Here is a 16,789-nt window from a genome sequence, read left to right as displayed (position 1 = left end):
CTACAATTTATTAATTAGGGTTAGCACCTATTTATAATGTGGATTTCTTTATTTTTGTCAGAATACTAGAATTTCATTTCATTTTAAAAGCATATAAATGTTTAGCTTATTAGATATCATTGGGACAATGGCATTTGCAATGTCTGGCGCGTTGACGGCAATGAATAAAAGATTGGATCCGTTTGGGGTTTTTATAATTGCCTTTGTTACTGCAGTAGGTGGGGGAACAGTGCGTGATGTCTTAATTGGGAGAACACCTGTGGGCTGGATGCTTGATTTAAAGTATGTGTATGTTATTATTTTAGGATTTATTTTATCTGTTATTTTTAGAAAAAAGTTTGATAAACTAAGAACATCATTGTTTTTATTTGATACTATCGGCTTAGGAGTTTTTACGTTAATAGGTCTGGAAAGAGGAATAATTACAGGTTTACACCCTATAATTTGTATTGCACTAGGTACTATGACAGCGTGTTTTGGAGGTGTAACTCGAGATATTTTATGCAATGAGATTCCAGTGATTTTTAGAAGAGAAATTTATGCTACCATTTGTATTCTAGGCGGAATTGTTTTTTTTGCATTGAAAAAATTGAATCTCAATGATGATATTTTGTACCTCGTAACTTGCGTTGTTATTATTATCGTCCGATTAATGGCTGTAAAGTATAAATGGTATTTGCCAGCTTTAGAGCATAAACGCTAAATGATTTCTCTAATGAATTCCAATAATAAATCGTGAAAAACTATACCGTAAAATTATATCAGGAAACAGATTATGAAAAGTGGAATGACTTTATCGGTCAAGCTAAAAATGCTACTTTCTTGTTTCATCGTGATTTTATGGAATATCATAAAGACCGATTCGAGGATTTTTCCTTATTAGTTTTTGAAAATGAAAAATTAGTTTCAGTTTTACCTGCAAATAAAGTCGGTAATGTAGTTTATTCTCATCAAGGATTGACTTATGGTGGTTTGGTTTATGATGAAAAAACTAATCTTGTTTCGGTTATCGAAATTTTTAAAAGTATTTTAATTTTTTTGAATGAAAATACTATTGGAAAATTGCATTTGAAAACTCTTCCTTCGATTTATCATTTAAAACCTGCAGAAGAAATACTATATGCTTTATTTTTAGCTGAAGCAAAATTAGTTCGTCGGGATTCCCTTTCGGTTTTGGATTTATCTCAGGAAAATAAAATATCAAAAATCAGAAAAAGAGGTATTCAAAAAGCCATCTCTAATAACTTAATAATTAAGGAAGAAAATAATTTCGAAGGATTTTGGAATGAAATTCTGATTCCGAATTTAGATAAAAGACATAAAGCAAAACCAGTTCATACTTTAGAAGAAATAACCTCTCTGAAAGTTTTTTTCACGGAGAATATTAGACAGTTTAATGTGTATAAGAATAATGAAATCGTAGCAGGAACAACTGTTTTCGAAAGTAATAACGTGGTACATTGTCAATACATATCTAAGAATGAAAACGATGATAATCTGGGAAGTTTGGATTTCTTATTTGAGTCTTTAATAAAAGAAGTATTTGCAGAAAAAATATTTTTTGATTTTGGGATATCCAATGAAAATCAAGGAAAAAAACTAAATGAAGGATTGTCATATTGGAAAGAAAGTTTTGGTGCAAGTACAATTATTCACGATTTTTATGAAGTAGAAACAATAAATTATGATTTATTAAACAACGTTTTACTATGATTTCCTTTTTAGATTTAAAAAAAATAAATGAGCCGTACAAAAAAGTATTTCAGGAAAAGATGGAAGCAGTTTTGGATAATGGTTGGTATATTTTAGGAAAAGAAGTCAAAGCGTTTGAAGCATCTTTTGCAGATTATTGTGGTGTAAAATATTGTATTGGAGTAGGAAATGGTCTAGATGCATTAACCTTAATCTTTAAAGGATATATTCAGTTAGGAAAACTGCAAAAAGGAGATGAGGTCATTGTTCCAGCAAATACATATATCGCCAGTATTCTAGCTATTTTACAAGCAGATTTAGTTCCTGTTTTGGTCGAGCCAAAATTTGAGACATACAATATTGACCCTGATTTGATTCAGGAAAAAATCACATCTAAAACTAAAGCTATTTTAGTAGTTCATTTATACGGACAATTAGCCGAAATGGATGCAATAAATGAGATCTCAACTAGAAATAATCTTTTAATCGTTGAAGACGCTGCGCAATCGCATGGAGCCGTCAGCAATGAGCTTTCAGCGATGAGCGATCAGAATTCAGCTGTAGCTTACAGTTTTTATCCTGGGAAGAATTTAGGTGCTTTGGGAGATGGTGGAGCAATTACGACGAATGATTCTGAGTTGGCTAAGATTTTGTTTTCGCTTCGTAATTATGGTTCCGAGACAAAATATTATAATGATTTTATAGGTGTAAATTCGAGACTGGATGAATTGCAAGCAGCATTCTTGAATGTAAAATTGCCAAATTTAGATGCAGAAAATGAACGACGCAGAATTATTGCAAAGAGATATTTGACTGAAATAAAAAATAAGAAAATAATTCTACCATTTTGGGATTTCTCAGATAATCATGTATTTCATTTATTTGTTATTAGAACTCAGGACAGGAATGATTTGCAAACTTATTTATTAGATAATAATGTTCAATCGATGATTCATTATCCTGTTCCGCCACATAAGCAAAAAGCATTCCCACAATGGAATGATTTACCTTTTCCTATTACCGAAAAAATTCATAATGAAGTTTTAAGTTTGCCAATAAGCCCAGTTTTGACAGATGATGAAGTAAGTTATATAGTTGATATTTTAAATAAATTCTAGCCTTGAACTTCATTAAAAAATATACTCAGACTGATCTATTTAAAATTTGTTCCTTAAAATAAGTTGAGTGTAATATTAAAAATTGGTATTATAAAACCTTGACAAAAATTATAAAAAACTGAGCTGCTATAGCACAGGTTATAAGTCGTTTTCTTTTTCTATTAGCATTTTTCATTTATTTGAGATATAAAATTAATTAGTTAAGAAAATCTTAATTGTTTTTGTTTTCATGCAATTTTATTTAGTATGTTTGAGAGAATTAATCTACAAACAAAACTACAATAAAATGAAACCAACCTTTACTCTTTTGTCTTTAGGAATTTTTATATTAAGTACTATTACTACAAATGCACAAATTAGTACTTCTACAGGTGGTGCAGGAAGTATTTTACCAAATTCACCAACTTCTAATACTAATGTGGGTATTGGGACTACTAATCCAACATCGACATTAGATGTTAATGGAGAAGTCAAAGCAAAATTAGCTGTATTTACAGGTTTGAGTTTACCTGATGGACAATCTTTTGTAGATTATACTGACAGGAATTACAAATGTCAAATTATTCAAGCTGGGTCTCTTGTTTCTGGATCATCAATAGCTAGAATGTTTAATTATTATGATTTTCCTCAATCTAACTTGGATAGCAAATCCAATTTTATTTTTGGATTAGGCGATAGATTAAACTTTAGTAGATTTAGAATTACAGCTCAAACAGGAGGAAGTACACAAATGATAATGTTTAATAAAAGTCAACAAGAATTTTTGAAGGTTTTTGAAGATGGTAATGATATTGTATATATGCAGTTAGGAAAAGCTAACAGTCGAGTTGTTATTGGAGGATATTCAAATCATCCGAATAGTTTAGACCATAAATTGTTTGTACAAGATGGTAGTGCAAAAATAGAAGGAAATATTTTAACAGATTCTAATGTAGGTATCGGAAGTTCAAGCTTTACGGATGGGAATGACACCTATAGACTCTCAGTAAAAGGAAAGATAAGAGCAGAAGAAATAAAAGTTTACAGCACTTGGGCAGATTATGTTTTTAGTAAAGATTATAAATTGCCTAATTTAAAAGAAGTTGAAAAATTTATAAATAAAAATGGTCATTTACCAAATGTCCCTTCGGCTAAAGAAGTTACAGAAAAAGGATTGGCGCTAGGCGAAATGGTAAAAATACAACAGGAAAAAATAGAAGAACTAACTCTTTATTTAATTCAGCAGAATAAAGATATGGAAGAGTTAAAAGCTCAAATGAAGAAGTTAATAGAGAAGAAATAAAAATTATATCATGAAATATTATTTATCACTAGCCTTGTTAGTATTTGCAATGACAATTAATGCCCAAACAAAAATCACGTTTAATTATGATGCAGCAGGTAATCAAATTTTAAGAGAGCTATGTCTTTCAGGTTGCACGGCTAAACTAATTAAAGATATTCCTAAAGAAATAGAAGCAATTACAGATGAGGATTTACAAAAATTCTCACCAGAAGATGTTATATCATATTATCCAAACCCGGTAAGAGAAGAATTATATCTTAAATGGGAACTAAAAGATGATAATCGTGTTTCATCTATAGTTGTTTATGGTTTAAACGGACAAATACTAAAGACCTACCATAAAACCGAAAAACTAAATACTCAAAATATTTCTTTTCAAAGTTATCCTACTGGTGTGTACGTAGTTGCATTGATTTATACTAGTGGAGATCAAAAAACAATAAAAATTATTAAGCAATAAATTATACATGAAACAATTTTACCTACTCATTTTATTTTTTGTTACTCATTTAGCGTTTTCGCAAAACTTTACAGATACCAAAGGAGAATTACAAATTTCAAGCTCAGGTACAGCTACATATAATTTACCTATAGCTATTCCTCCTAGTATAAAAAATGTAGCTCCTGTAATAAATCTTACCTATAGTAGTGGGATAAAAGGAGGTATTGCTGGGCAAGGTTGGAGTATTAATAGTATCTCTACTATTAGTCGTATGGCAACCAGAAGAGATATTGATGGTTTTGTTGATGGCGTTGATTTTGATACAGACGATAAATTAGCTCTTGATGGGCAACGATTATTATTAAAAACGGGAACGTATTGGGCACCCGGATCAATTTATGAGACAGAATATAAAAGCAATACTAAAATTGAATTAAAAACTGAGGGTACTACAACTCATTTTATTGTAACAGCTCCTGATGGCTCAAGAAGTTGGTATGGTTCTCAAGGTTCTGGAAATTTACAAAACTCTGTTTCAGTAAACTCATGGTATATTGTACGCTATGAAGACCCTAATGGAAATTATATTAATTATAATTACACGACAGTTGCTTATAATAGTACCAATCAATTGTATATTGACAATATTACATTTAGTGGAAATGCTACCACAGGAATTGCAACTCAAAATAAAATAGTTTTCGTTTACAAAGATGCAAAAAGGATAGAAAGAGATTATATTAAAGGAGGTGCGGTATATGCAACTAAAATTTTGGATAACATACAAGTTTATGCAAACAATAGTTTATTTAGAAAATACCAACTTACTCAAATAGCAGATCCTGATTTAGGTTACGAAAGAGTGACTCAAATACAAGAATTTAATGCCCAAAGTGAGCCTTCTAATCCCGTTGTTTTTGAGTATGACAAAACAAATACAACAACAACAAGAATAGAAAAAGAATACACTAACGAACTTGCTTTTGATAAGACAGATCTAGTAGGAGATTTTGATGGAGATGGAAGATTAGATTTTGTAGCCAACAATCAAATTTTTACTAATTTATTTAATGGCAATATAGGAAACGCTCCTATTAGTTTGCCTTTTACAATAGTTCCAAGTAAAGTACTTACAGCAACTACATTAACGGATAATAAAATAAACCAATTTCAATCTATAGTAAAAATAACAGAGTCTGCAGATAATCTGGATTTTGAAATTTATAACTTAAAAAATAATTCTTTTGTAAATGCATATTCTAAGAGTATTACTTTTAATAATAAAAGGATAAATAAACAAGATTCCAGATGTAGTAATATGGAAGGAGAACCTTTTACACTTAAAACTAATAATACCTATTTAGAAGGTGATTTTAATGGAGATGGAGTTTCGGATATACTAATTATTGCTACTAAAAATGAAAGAAAAGTGGTTCGCTCCATTGTTGTTAGAGAGGATGATCCTATACATGCAGGAAGATGCATATATGAAGTTATCGATGATGGTTATGAATATTATCTTTTATCTTTAAACCCGAATAGTTCAAATACATTAGGAACATCAAGTTATACAAAAGTTGAAAGCCCTATTCCTCTTATTGGTGCTGATCAATGGAATAAACAATATGTAATGGATTTGGATGGTGATGGTAAGTCTGATATTCTAACATTAAACAATCAAACCAAAACGTACAAAATATTTAGTTTTAAACAACTTAATGCAGCTCCTTGGGTTAAATTAGAAATCATTGGAGAAGGGAGTATGCCTGATCTTGATTTACGAAAACAAATATTATTTGGAGATTATAATGGGGATGGAAAAACAGACCTTATGATTCCAAATACTTTAGGAGGAGAAGGTCATACCCTATGGCATATTTATTATAGTAATCAAAATCCAGCTGGAGGTGAATTTTTCACTAAAGAATCTCATAATATTGTAGAATATAGACCAGACACAAGTAAAGATGGTTCTGATTACACTACACAGGTGCAGTATAGTAATTATTATGCGATTGATATTAATGGAGATGGAAAATCAGATTTAGTACGTGTTTGGAGGAAGTATTACAAACCAAAATGGACAATTAATGATCATGATACGCAGTGGCAAGTAACTGCGTTTACTAATAATATCGGAAACAGTACTAGTGCAGTAACCTTTCCTTTAACTTATAATTCGGATTTTAAACTTCCAATTGGAGGGTATGTTCATTTCCAATCTAATTCTCCAGACATTCCAATTCCGATAACCTCAAATTATAGATATAATGGAGCAAATACCGAGTTGGTACTTATCAGAGGACATTACAATAGAATCGAATACTATCAATTCAATAAAAATGTCAATACCGATAACAGACTAAAATCGGTAACGGAGGCTAGCGGAAATATCAAGCAAACCATCGAATACAAACCGATGGAAGCTATTGAAAGTGGTTTAGGGGATATATCTAGTGATTTTTATTCTTCCAGTGAAACTGCTCTTTATCCTAATGTAGAAATTATCCGAAATCCAGAAAGCTTTTTAGTTTCTAAACTTACAGCAACAATAAATGGCGTTTCAAAGTATCAGGATTTCAGGTACAGAAGTTATATATCCAATTATAATTATGGTACGGTAGGTTTTGCCAGAACTACCAGAAGTAGCTGGTACGTATCATCATCTGATGCTAAAATATGGACTACTCAATATAATGACCCCAACCTTAGAGGTGCTAATACCATTACTTGGTCAAGTACAAACCCATCAACTGTTTTTGCGACTGTACCATCTGGGTTATTGAGCACTAAAACTAACGTGTTTGCTACCTATTCCAAAGGAGGTGATACACCATCTACTCCATTACCTAGTGACATAAACATTGTAAATCCTGTAACTACAAGTGAAACTACCAAAGCGAGTAATTCGATTACAGCTTCATCTGTTATAAACAATGATCTAAATGTTAATTATCAGGCACAGCAAATAATTTTAAAACCAGGATTTACTGCAAAAGCAATTGGTAATAGTGTGTTTAGAGCCTATCCATTTTCGGAAAGTGAAAACGCACCAACAACAAACAGTAGTGTTTACAATGTATTGTTGACCAAACAAACTACCGAAGATCATCTTGCGGGAGTAAAAAACGAAACCAGTTTTACTTATGATGGCACTGTGGAGAGTACAAATTATTACGGTTTGGAGACACAAAGCATATCGAGACAATATAGCGGAGGAACTTTACAAGGTACAACAATTGTCAATACACAATATGACAACAACCCCACAGGAGTTGGTAACGGGTATTATATAGGAAGACCTAAGAAGGTAAATTCTTCTGCCACTATTTATACAGGAGATACCAGAACATCTGAGGAAAAATATACCTACACAGGAACCAATTTAACCCAAACAGAAAAAAAAGGTCATAATACCTATGCTATAATAGAAGATATGACCTATGATACAGTAGGAAATTTATTGACCAAAAAAGTTAGTGCTCCCGCTGCTCCTATTACTGTTCCGGCACGAACTATTACCGATGAATATGATGCTACGAAACGATTTGTAATTAAAAAAACAGATCATCAGGGATTCGTTACTAGTTATAGTTACAATATACTAGGACAAGTAACTAAATCTATTGATTATATGGGAGTCGTTAGCGATTTTGTATATGATAATTGGGGTAAATTAACCACTAGTACTATTACCAATGCTTCTCAAACACCTCTTGTTACAAACATTGTGTATGAAAAACAGTCAGATGGCGGATATACCACAAAAAGCACAACTAATATGGGGTCTGAAACTATGACCGTATTTGATGTATTAGGAAGAGCAGTTATTAATTTAACTAAAGGTTTTGCTGCGAATTCTCAGGTATCAAAACAGACTGTTTACGATGGATTAGGGAGAAAAACCAAAGAAAGTGAACCTAGCTTATCATCCCCTAACAAATGGACTTCGTATGAATACGATTATTTAATGAGACCAATAAAAGTTACATTACCTACTGATAAAATACAAACAATAAAATACGAAGGATTAAAGACAATTAGTACTGATGATGGAAGAATAACTACAGCTACTGTAGATGCATTGGGTAACAAAATACAAACCACCGATCCCGGAGGTACTATCAATTTTGTTTATTATGCCAATGGGAAACTTAAAGAGTCTAATTACGAAGGAAATAAAGTAGAGATAACCATTGATGGTTGGGGAAATAAAACAGCCATGACCGACCCCAGTGCTGGTACCTATACATACTCTTATGATGCGTTTGGGCAAATGAAAACAGAAACGACACCTAACGGAACTACTTCATTTGTGTATGATGATGCAGGAAAAACAATTGAAAAAACAATTGTAGGCACCAATACCAATAGTAAAACTACTTATGCTTATAATGGTTTAAACCAAATTACAAGCAGTATTTTTACAAACACATTTGAAAGCAGTGTTATTACCAATAACTATGACTATGATAATTATAAAAGAGTATCCAGAACTATCGAAACGACTCCTTATGCTACTTTTACAAAAGAACTAACCTATGACACTTACGGAAGAGCCGATAAAGAAACTTCTATAGCCTTTGCAAGTGGAAAAACAAGTGCTAAAACAGTAAAGAACACCTATCAAAATGGTTTCCCCTGGCAAATAGTCGATGATGCTACTCAGCAAGTATTGTGGCAAACCAATGCTGTAAACGAAAGAGGACAGCTTACTGGTGCTTCTCTAGGAAATGGTATCGTGATTAACAATACGTATGACCAATATGGTTATGCCGAAAAGTTCAAACATGATAAAGCAGGAACAACACCGGTGAATATTATGACGTTAACAACCTCTTTTGAACCCAAAAGAGGTAACCTGACTAACCGAACAAATAATTTATTTAATTGGAATGAGAATTTTAGTTATGACGAATTAGATCGTTTAACAAGTTATTACAATGCACAGGGCGTTCCAGAAACTCAAAATTATGATGCCAAAGGTAAAATTTCTCAAAATAGCGTAGGAACATACAACTATACAGTTACAGGTAAAACATACCAGAATAATTCGATAACGCTGACCCCTGAAGCTTTAACTTATTACCAAAACAGAGGCTCTGGAGCAAACACAGCTCCTAAAATGGGAGTAGAAGTTACTTACAATACTTTTAAAAGTCCTGTAAGAATAAAAGAACTAGGTCGTGATGGAACTTACAACGATTATATAAATTTTGTCTATAATGGTGGTAATGACCGTAGTACTATGTTTTATGGCGGATTACAAGATGATAAATTACAACGTCGCTATTACAAGCATTACTCTGCCGATGGATCGATGGAGATTAAAGAAGATAAAACAACAGGAGCAGTAGAGTTCGTAACCTATATAGGAGGTGATGGCTATTCAGCACCAGTTGTATTAAAATCGGATGATATAAATCCTGCAAATTATTTATATTTACATCGTGATTATCAAGGTAGTATTGTCGCTATTACAGATAATAGTGCAACTATTGTTGAAAAGCGTCTTTATGACGCTTGGGGAGCGATAATCAAAGTACAAAATGGTGCTGGTGTAACTCTGGACGGGTTAACCGTTTTGGATCGTGGGTATACGGGACATGAGCACATACAAAGTATGGGACTCATAAATATGAATGGCCGTTTATACGACCCAAAATTACACCGTTTTTTACAACCAGATAATTACATACAACAAGTAGAAAATACACAAAATTACAATCGGTATGCCTACGTTCTTAATAACCCGTTAAAATATACGGATCCAAGCGGGGAAGAATTTATTACTTTAGGGGCTGCAGTTATTATAGGAGCGGCTATTGCACTCACAACATACACTTTGACTGCTTTACTAGCCGATGTGCCGTTTACTTTAGGCGGTGCTACAAAAGCTACATTTATAGGTGCAGCAAGTGCAGCTGTAACTTTTGGGATTGGTAGTGCAGCAGGAAATCTGTTTAGTAATTTCTTTTCGCAAGCAGCATTTCAAGCAGCAGCACATGGAACTTTTCAAGGAGGAATGACAGCAATTTCAGGAGGTAAGTTCTGGAGTGGTTTTGCTGCTGGAGCCTTAAGTAGCATTGCAGCGAGTGTATGGAGTGGTGGTTCTAGTATGAGTGAGGCTGGAAAAAATGGAGTTGCTTTAGCAAATACTGGTATGAGTGGAATTGGATCAGGTACTGGAAATTTAGGTATGATTGCCTTTGGTACAGTTTCTGGTGGAGCTGGTGCGGCACTTACTGGTGGTAATTTTTGGCAGGGAGCAGTAACAGGATTAGTAGTTTCAGGATTGAATCATTATGTACATATGATACAATTAAAAAGTGAAATTGAGAGTAAATATCCAGAACTCTATAAAACTCTTTCAAAATTAAGATCTTATGTGAAAAATAATTCTGAAGTTTTACAATCTATGTCTGAGACAAGTGGATATAGCAAACCAGAATTATTAAAATTACTTTCGCTAGGTAATCTTGTTAAGTTAGTTAAAGTTGGAGATACAAGTGGAGAATGGGGAATGTTTAAAAGAGCTTGGCCAGGAGATTTTGACCCGTATCATGTCTATATTAATGATAAATTTGTATCTAGCCTAGAAAGTGGTGGTTACAAAAATGATATTACAAAAACGTATGAAAGTCTGAATGGCACATCTTTTTTCGCTGGGGTTACAGTTTTACATGAATTAGTTCATTATGGAAGATTTTGGAATGGTCTTTCAAGCAATATTACTATTGGCAAAATTACTGACTTTGAAGCTGGTCAAATTTTTGAAACTAATGCGTTTCAAGGGATACAAGCAATTAAAGGTTCAACACAAAATGCAACACAAAATGGATGGTAAATTAAAAATGATAATATTGATTGTTTTATTATGGAGCTGTAAAAATAAAAATGATTTAAACAATAATAATCAAGTTGTCTCAGATAATAGTGGTAGAGAATTTATAATTCAAAATATAAATACTTTAATAGACTCTATCGAAAGATTTGATATGAGTAAAATACCACGTTCTGGAAAATTTAAGGATATTAAAATCGAAAAAATTAGAGTTGGTTTACTAGACTCAATTTTAATAAACACTAATCAAATAAATGAACAAGAATTTTTGAGATTTAATTTACATAAAAGTGATTTAATCCATTTTAAATCTGAATATAAAATTAATATTGTTAAGTTAAACAATTATGATGGCAATGTTTTATTTGTAAGCTTTTCTAATTTCAAATTAAGTAATATTGATGCTAGTATTGATGTGAAAAAAATAATAGGTATAAGTATGATTAAAGAACGATATTATTTTGAAAAACAAAATGACATTTGGATCTTAAAAAAGAAAGAACTCATAGGAATGGGTTAACCCAACTAGTGCTGAGAAATTCTTTCCGTGTTCGCAACAATGAAATGTTAAATAAACAATAACAAAAATAAAAGTCATGAAACAAATTATTACCTATCTCCTTTTGATATTATCGTTAACATCTTTTTCGCAACAACTCACTTATAAAAGTGGAGGAACTGTTTATAATTATGAAAACAAAAAAATATCACCCGATGAAGTTCGTAAACTATTGATTAACAATAGTGAAGTATTAGGGCTTTATAATTCAGGACGAAGTAAAAAAACATGGGGAAATGTTCTTTTTTATAGTGGAATAGGACTAGTAGCAACAAACCTAATTATTGGTATGAACACCGACAATAGTACAACATCTTATTCTGGAAACGGGTATTATCCATCTGTAAAATCCGAACGAACAAATATGACCGCAGCCATCATTGGTGGAGCACTAATTGTTGCTTCTATCCCTATTAAAATTGGTTATCCTAAAAAAATCAAATCAGCACTTGCAAAGTATAATAACGGTTTAGTCGAAGATTATAAACCAGCTCCCAAAACAACTTTATTGGCAAGTACAAATCAAATAGGTCTTAGAATCGAATTTTAAAACTATCTAAAAAAGTATAAACACCTGCAATAAAAAATATTACAGGTGTTTAATTAAATATATTTGTCTAATAATCTGTATCGATTATTTAGGACTAGTCAATTACAACAACTTATGGACAAATTTTTGGTTGTACAAATTTTGATGATTTAGTTTTTTTAGATAATGGTCTATTTATTAATAAAAATCATGGAAAAGGCAATTATAAATTGCATTATTCTCTAAGTAGAACAGAAAACTATTAAAATCAGATAATAGATTGATTTATCTCTAATTCCTATCAAATAGATTATACTTTTAAGAGAGTATTAAAATCGATTTTGGATAAGGATTAAAAATACAGTTATAAATCTATTTTAGAATTAAGTGTAAATATGTATTTTCTGGAACGTATATGTAATCCTGTAAACACGGAATGAATTCTGCACTACCATTTGCGATAAAAATAATATCTATATGCTTGAACTATTTTAGGTTTTGGAGGAATTATTACAGTACTGTTTTTAGGGAAGTTCTTTTTATTTGTTAATGTATTCTTTTATTATAAGAAAGAATTTGATTTAGTTAAAAAAATCTTAAAATCAATCCGTTTCATTAGGTTTAATTTGATATTTTTACAAGAACTAATCTACTAAAAAGCACTAAAAATGAAATTACCTTTCACTTTTTTATTTTCTGGAATATTTATATTAAGCAGCATTACTATAACCGCACAGGTTAGTACGGGTACAGGCGGTGGGAGTATCTTACCGAACTCACCAACTTCAAATACTAATGTAGGAATTGGGACAACTAATCCAATTGCTAAGTTAGAGATTAGTGGATTCCCAGCAATTAATAATACTTATACATTTTTGGATCTTAGTGATTTGTATACCAAAAGTATTTTATTAAATATTGGAACTTTAAGAGAAAATTCTGCCTCTGCAGTTGTACAAGGAAAAAGGCTCTTAACTTTTTATGATATACCTCCCTCTAATATTTTATCTAATGCCCAAACAATGTTGGCAATAGAAGATAGAAATGATGCGAATAGATTTAGGCATACTGCAAAAGCCAATGGTGATAGTTCATTCAAACTTAGTGATAGAAATCAAAAAACTGTTTTAGAACTATATGAAAATGATGAAGCTGGAATTTTAACCTTGAATAAACCAGATTCCTACTTTACAATTGGAGGTATGCAAACTTGGCCAGTACCTTATAGACTTATGGTGAAAAATGGCGCTTCAAAATTTGAAGGAGCTGTATATGTCGATACAAATTTAGGTATAGGGACTTCAAACTTTACGGATGGAGCAGATACTTATAGACTATCGGTAAAAGGGAAGATAAGAGCAGAAGAAATAAAAGTTTACAATACTTGGGCTGATTATGTTTTTAATAAAGATTATAAATTACTTAATTTAAAAGAAGTTGAAAAATATATAGCTAAAAATGGCCATTTACCAAATGTGCCTTCTGCTAAAGAAGTTACAGAAAAGGGTTTAGAGCTTGGAGAAATGGCAAAAATACAACAGGAAAAAATAGAAGAGTTAACTCTTTATTTAATTAAGCAAAATAAAGAAATAGAACAGCAAAGTAAAGATATTCAAGAGCTTAAAAATCAAGTAAAGGATTTGTTAGGAAAAAAATAAGCGTCATTATTTAAATTTGATGTTTTTGAAAAACTATATAAATGACTTTATTATGTTTTAATCTAGCTTTAGGGGATTAATTGTTTAGGTTTGGCTGTAGTTGTTGCAGATGGCTCAATGTTTCAAGATTATTAAAAAAAACAAAATATCTTTTTGATATTGATAAAAAATATTGTATTGACTAATTATCTTACTACTTTGCATAAACGAGAGGTTTTCCAGGAATGGAAAAATCTATCTTTCCCTATTACGAATAAGATTCATAACGAAGTTTTAAGTTTACCAATTAGTCCCGTTTTGACTGATGATGAAGTTCTTTTTGTTATTTCAATTTTAAATAAATACTAAATTGAATTTTGTAAAAAAAATAATACAAACAGATCTTTTTAAAATCACTTCTTTAAATAGTTTGAGTGTACTATTAAGACTAGGAACAGGTCTGATTACTTCAAAACTACTTGCTGTTTTTGTTGGTCCAAGTGGAATGGCTTTAATCGGTAATTTGCGTAATTTTATAAGTTCGGCTGAAGGAGTTTCTACATTAGGATTTCAAAACGGTATTGTAAAGTATATTAGCGAAAATGAAAATAATAAAAAAGAGTTAGAAAAGATAATTTTTACTCTAGTAATCAGTTTTTTGGTAGTGACTTCTCTTTTAAGTACACTAATTTTTCTCTTTTCAGATTATTTTTGCTATAAGATTTTTGGAAACAATTTACAATACGCAATAGTTTTAAATGTAGTTGCATTAGTTTTACCTTGGAATGCCATTTCGATATTGTTTTTGTCCATTTTAAATGGATTAGGCAAGTATAATAAAGTAATTTATGCCAATATTAGTGCTAATATTTTATGCACATTACTTTCTTTCGTGTTAATATTTTATTTTAGAACAATTGGAGGATTTTTTTCTATTGTCTTAGTTCCTGTTATTTTAGTTTTTACAACGTCCATTTATTTACCAAAAGAAATTAAAACTTTTAGAAGGTTAAAATTTTATGAATTTGATTTTAAAATTTTAAGGAACTTTTCGTCTTTTTCTTTAATGGTTCTTCCGCCAATAATATTAAGTCCGATTTTTAAATTGAAAACAAGAATTTTTTTGATAAATAATATTGGATTAGATCAAGCCGGATTTTGGGAGGCTATTACAAAAATCTCTAATTTATACTTACTATTCGTTGGTACAATTGTAAGTGTCTACTTTTATCCACAATTAATAAAAGCTAATGGAATAATTGAAACAAAAAAGATACTTAGGAGTTTTTATAAATTCATTCTTCCTATTTTTATTTTAGGTACGTTTTTAGTTTATTTTTCAAGATCTATAATTATTAAAATACTATTTACTGATGAATTTTTACCTGTTTCTGAATTGTTTTTTTTGCAATTAATAGGGGATGTTTTTGGAGTTTGTGGATTGATTTTAGGCTTCTTATTAATTGCACAAAAGAGAACTTTTCACTATATAATTATTGAGGTTTTGGCCATATTTTTTTTATACTTTGCAAGTATATTTTGTATAAAAATTTTCGGTCTTCAAGGGGCTTTAATAGGTCAATGTTTGGAGAGTTTATTGTATTTAATCGTATTAATGGTATATTTTAGAAAATATTTATTTTAAAATTATGATTCAAGATTTGCTAGTAACGATTTTTGTACCAGTATATAATGGGGAGAAATACTTGAACGAAACTTTAACATCGATTAAAAATCAAACCTATAGGAATATAGAAGTTTTATTGGTCGATGATTCTTCGACTGATAGGAGTAAAATTATTTTAGATGGATTTGCTAATAATGACGATAGATTTAAAGTTTTTAGAAAGAAAAACGGGGGAATGGTTTCAGCATCCTGGAACTTTATTATGCCTGAAATAAGAGGTGTTTATGTGTTCTATTCTTCTCAAGATGATATTTTTTCGAAAGATCTTATTGAAAAAATGATCGAAAAACAAAAAGAGACCGATGCAGACAGCATACTTCCAGATATGGAGTTTTATTTTGAGAACAAAAATAATAATAAAAAAATAGTTGGTTTAAACGGTAATAGAGCTGTTATATTGAGTGGAAAAGAAGCCTGTATAGCATCATTAGACTGGACTATTCATGGTTTTCCATTAACCAAAACAAATTTATTGCGAGATGAATTTTTTTTTGAAGATGCTTTTGATACCGACGAGTTTATAAGCCGAAAGCTATTTTTGAAAAGTAACAAAGTTGTTTTTTGTGAAGGAGTGTTTTATTACAGGCAAGATAATTTGGATGCCATAACTAAAACTTTTACTGTTAAAAATTTTTACATTCTAAATACTTTATTCAGAATCTTTAATTTACTTAAGGATAATAACTTTGATAAAAGTCTAATTATAAATACTCAATATTCAATACTTAGCAGTTATATACAATTATCTTCCAGATTTCAATTTTATAATTTTAAAAATGAGATTGATAAAGAAAAAGTAAGATTCTACTTGTCTGATTTTAAAAAAAATAAATTAGATAATTCTTTTTATTTTTTAACTTTTGATTATGCAATATTGTCAATGAGGTTAAGATATGTTTTGTTGGTAATCGTTTTTAAAGTACCTGCTTTTCTCGATCTTTTGATAAATGTTAATGAAAGAAAAATAAGAAAACAATATTATATTCGTTGAATCAA

General features: G+C 30.7%; 12 protein-coding genes. All 12 read left to right on the top strand.

Annotation, left to right across the window (positions count from 1 at the left end; genetic code table 11):
- The first annotated feature begins 97 nt into the window (after positions 1 to 97).
- The 12 genes from AC3IPI_RS23250 to AC3IPI_RS23195 all read left to right on the top strand — a co-directional run bounded on the left by AC3IPI_RS23250 (position 98) and on the right by AC3IPI_RS23195 (position 16,784).
- Positions 98 to 703 carry a trimeric intracellular cation channel family protein gene (locus AC3IPI_RS23250; protein ID WP_039111163.1) on the top strand — a complete coding sequence of 202 codons (606 nt, stop codon included), beginning with the start codon at positions 98 to 100 and terminating at the stop codon, positions 701 to 703.
- Positions 704 to 735: 32 nt separating this feature from the next.
- Positions 736 to 1,713, top strand: coding sequence for a GNAT family N-acetyltransferase (locus AC3IPI_RS23245; RefSeq protein ID WP_489156101.1), 978 nt, complete (start codon positions 736 to 738; stop codon positions 1,711 to 1,713).
- On the top strand, positions 1,710 to 2,810 hold the full coding sequence (locus AC3IPI_RS23240; protein WP_489156099.1) for a DegT/DnrJ/EryC1/StrS family aminotransferase: 1,101 nt from the start codon (positions 1,710 to 1,712) through the stop codon (positions 2,808 to 2,810). Before AC3IPI_RS23245 ends, AC3IPI_RS23240 begins: the two co-directional genes overlap by 4 nt.
- Positions 2,811 to 3,096: 286 nt before the next feature.
- Positions 3,097 to 4,092 (top strand): hypothetical protein, encoded by a 996-nt coding sequence (locus AC3IPI_RS23235; RefSeq protein ID WP_489156097.1) that lies wholly within the window; start codon positions 3,097 to 3,099, stop codon positions 4,090 to 4,092.
- A 10-nt stretch (positions 4,093 to 4,102) separates the two neighbouring features.
- Complete coding sequence (locus tag AC3IPI_RS23230) at positions 4,103 to 4,555, top strand: T9SS type A sorting domain-containing protein (RefSeq protein WP_489156096.1); 453 nt, start codon at positions 4,103 to 4,105, stop codon at positions 4,553 to 4,555.
- Positions 4,556 to 4,562: 7 nt separating this feature from the next.
- A complete protein-coding gene (locus tag AC3IPI_RS23225) occupies positions 4,563 to 11,384 on the top strand; it encodes an RHS repeat-associated core domain-containing protein (RefSeq protein ID WP_489156095.1) in 6,822 nt (2,273 codons plus the stop codon).
- A complete protein-coding gene (locus tag AC3IPI_RS23220) occupies positions 11,374 to 11,901 on the top strand; it encodes a hypothetical protein (protein ID WP_489156093.1) in 528 nt (175 codons plus the stop codon). Before AC3IPI_RS23225 ends, AC3IPI_RS23220 begins: the two co-directional genes overlap by 11 nt.
- 76 nt (positions 11,902 to 11,977) lie before the next feature.
- Positions 11,978 to 12,490, top strand: a complete 513-nt coding sequence (locus AC3IPI_RS23215) for a hypothetical protein (protein WP_489156091.1) — start codon at positions 11,978 to 11,980, stop codon at positions 12,488 to 12,490.
- 647 nt (positions 12,491 to 13,137) lie between these two features.
- Positions 13,138 to 14,127 (top strand): hypothetical protein, encoded by a 990-nt coding sequence (locus tag AC3IPI_RS23210; RefSeq protein ID WP_489156089.1) that lies wholly within the window; start codon positions 13,138 to 13,140, stop codon positions 14,125 to 14,127.
- A gap of 153 nt (positions 14,128 to 14,280) precedes the next feature.
- Positions 14,281 to 14,475 (top strand): DegT/DnrJ/EryC1/StrS family aminotransferase, encoded by a 195-nt coding sequence (locus AC3IPI_RS23205; protein WP_489156087.1) that lies wholly within the window; start codon positions 14,281 to 14,283, stop codon positions 14,473 to 14,475.
- A gap of 1 nt (position 14,476) precedes the next feature.
- Positions 14,477 to 15,751, top strand: a complete 1,275-nt coding sequence (locus AC3IPI_RS23200; protein ID WP_489156085.1) for an O-antigen translocase — start codon at positions 14,477 to 14,479, stop codon at positions 15,749 to 15,751.
- Between the two features lie 4 nt (positions 15,752 to 15,755).
- Positions 15,756 to 16,784 carry a glycosyltransferase family 2 protein gene (locus AC3IPI_RS23195; RefSeq protein WP_052250163.1) on the top strand — a complete coding sequence of 343 codons (1,029 nt, stop codon included), beginning with the start codon at positions 15,756 to 15,758 and terminating at the stop codon, positions 16,782 to 16,784.
- Positions 16,785 to 16,789: the final 5 nt, after the last annotated feature.

The organism is Flavobacterium sp. GL_143, from assembly GCF_057834355.1.
The sequence above is the reverse complement of the archived record's forward strand: the minus strand, read 5'-3'. Positions and strand labels throughout refer to the sequence as shown.

Coding starts and splice junctions, on each gene's coding strand:
- AC3IPI_RS23250 (WP_039111163.1), top strand. CDS start 98: ATGTTTAGCTTATTAGATATCATTGGGACAATGGCATTTGCAATGTCT.
- AC3IPI_RS23240 (WP_489156099.1), top strand. CDS start 1,710: ATGATTTCCTTTTTAGATTTAAAAAAAATAAATGAGCCGTACAAAAAA.
- AC3IPI_RS23235 (WP_489156097.1), top strand. CDS start 3,097: ATGAAACCAACCTTTACTCTTTTGTCTTTAGGAATTTTTATATTAAGT.
- AC3IPI_RS23230 (WP_489156096.1), top strand. CDS start 4,103: ATGAAATATTATTTATCACTAGCCTTGTTAGTATTTGCAATGACAATT.
- AC3IPI_RS23225 (WP_489156095.1), top strand. CDS start 4,563: ATGAAACAATTTTACCTACTCATTTTATTTTTTGTTACTCATTTAGCG.
- AC3IPI_RS23220 (WP_489156093.1), top strand. CDS start 11,374: ATGGATGGTAAATTAAAAATGATAATATTGATTGTTTTATTATGGAGC.
- AC3IPI_RS23215 (WP_489156091.1), top strand. CDS start 11,978: ATGAAACAAATTATTACCTATCTCCTTTTGATATTATCGTTAACATCT.
- AC3IPI_RS23210 (WP_489156089.1), top strand. CDS start 13,138: ATGAAATTACCTTTCACTTTTTTATTTTCTGGAATATTTATATTAAGC.
- AC3IPI_RS23195 (WP_052250163.1), top strand. CDS start 15,756: ATGATTCAAGATTTGCTAGTAACGATTTTTGTACCAGTATATAATGGG.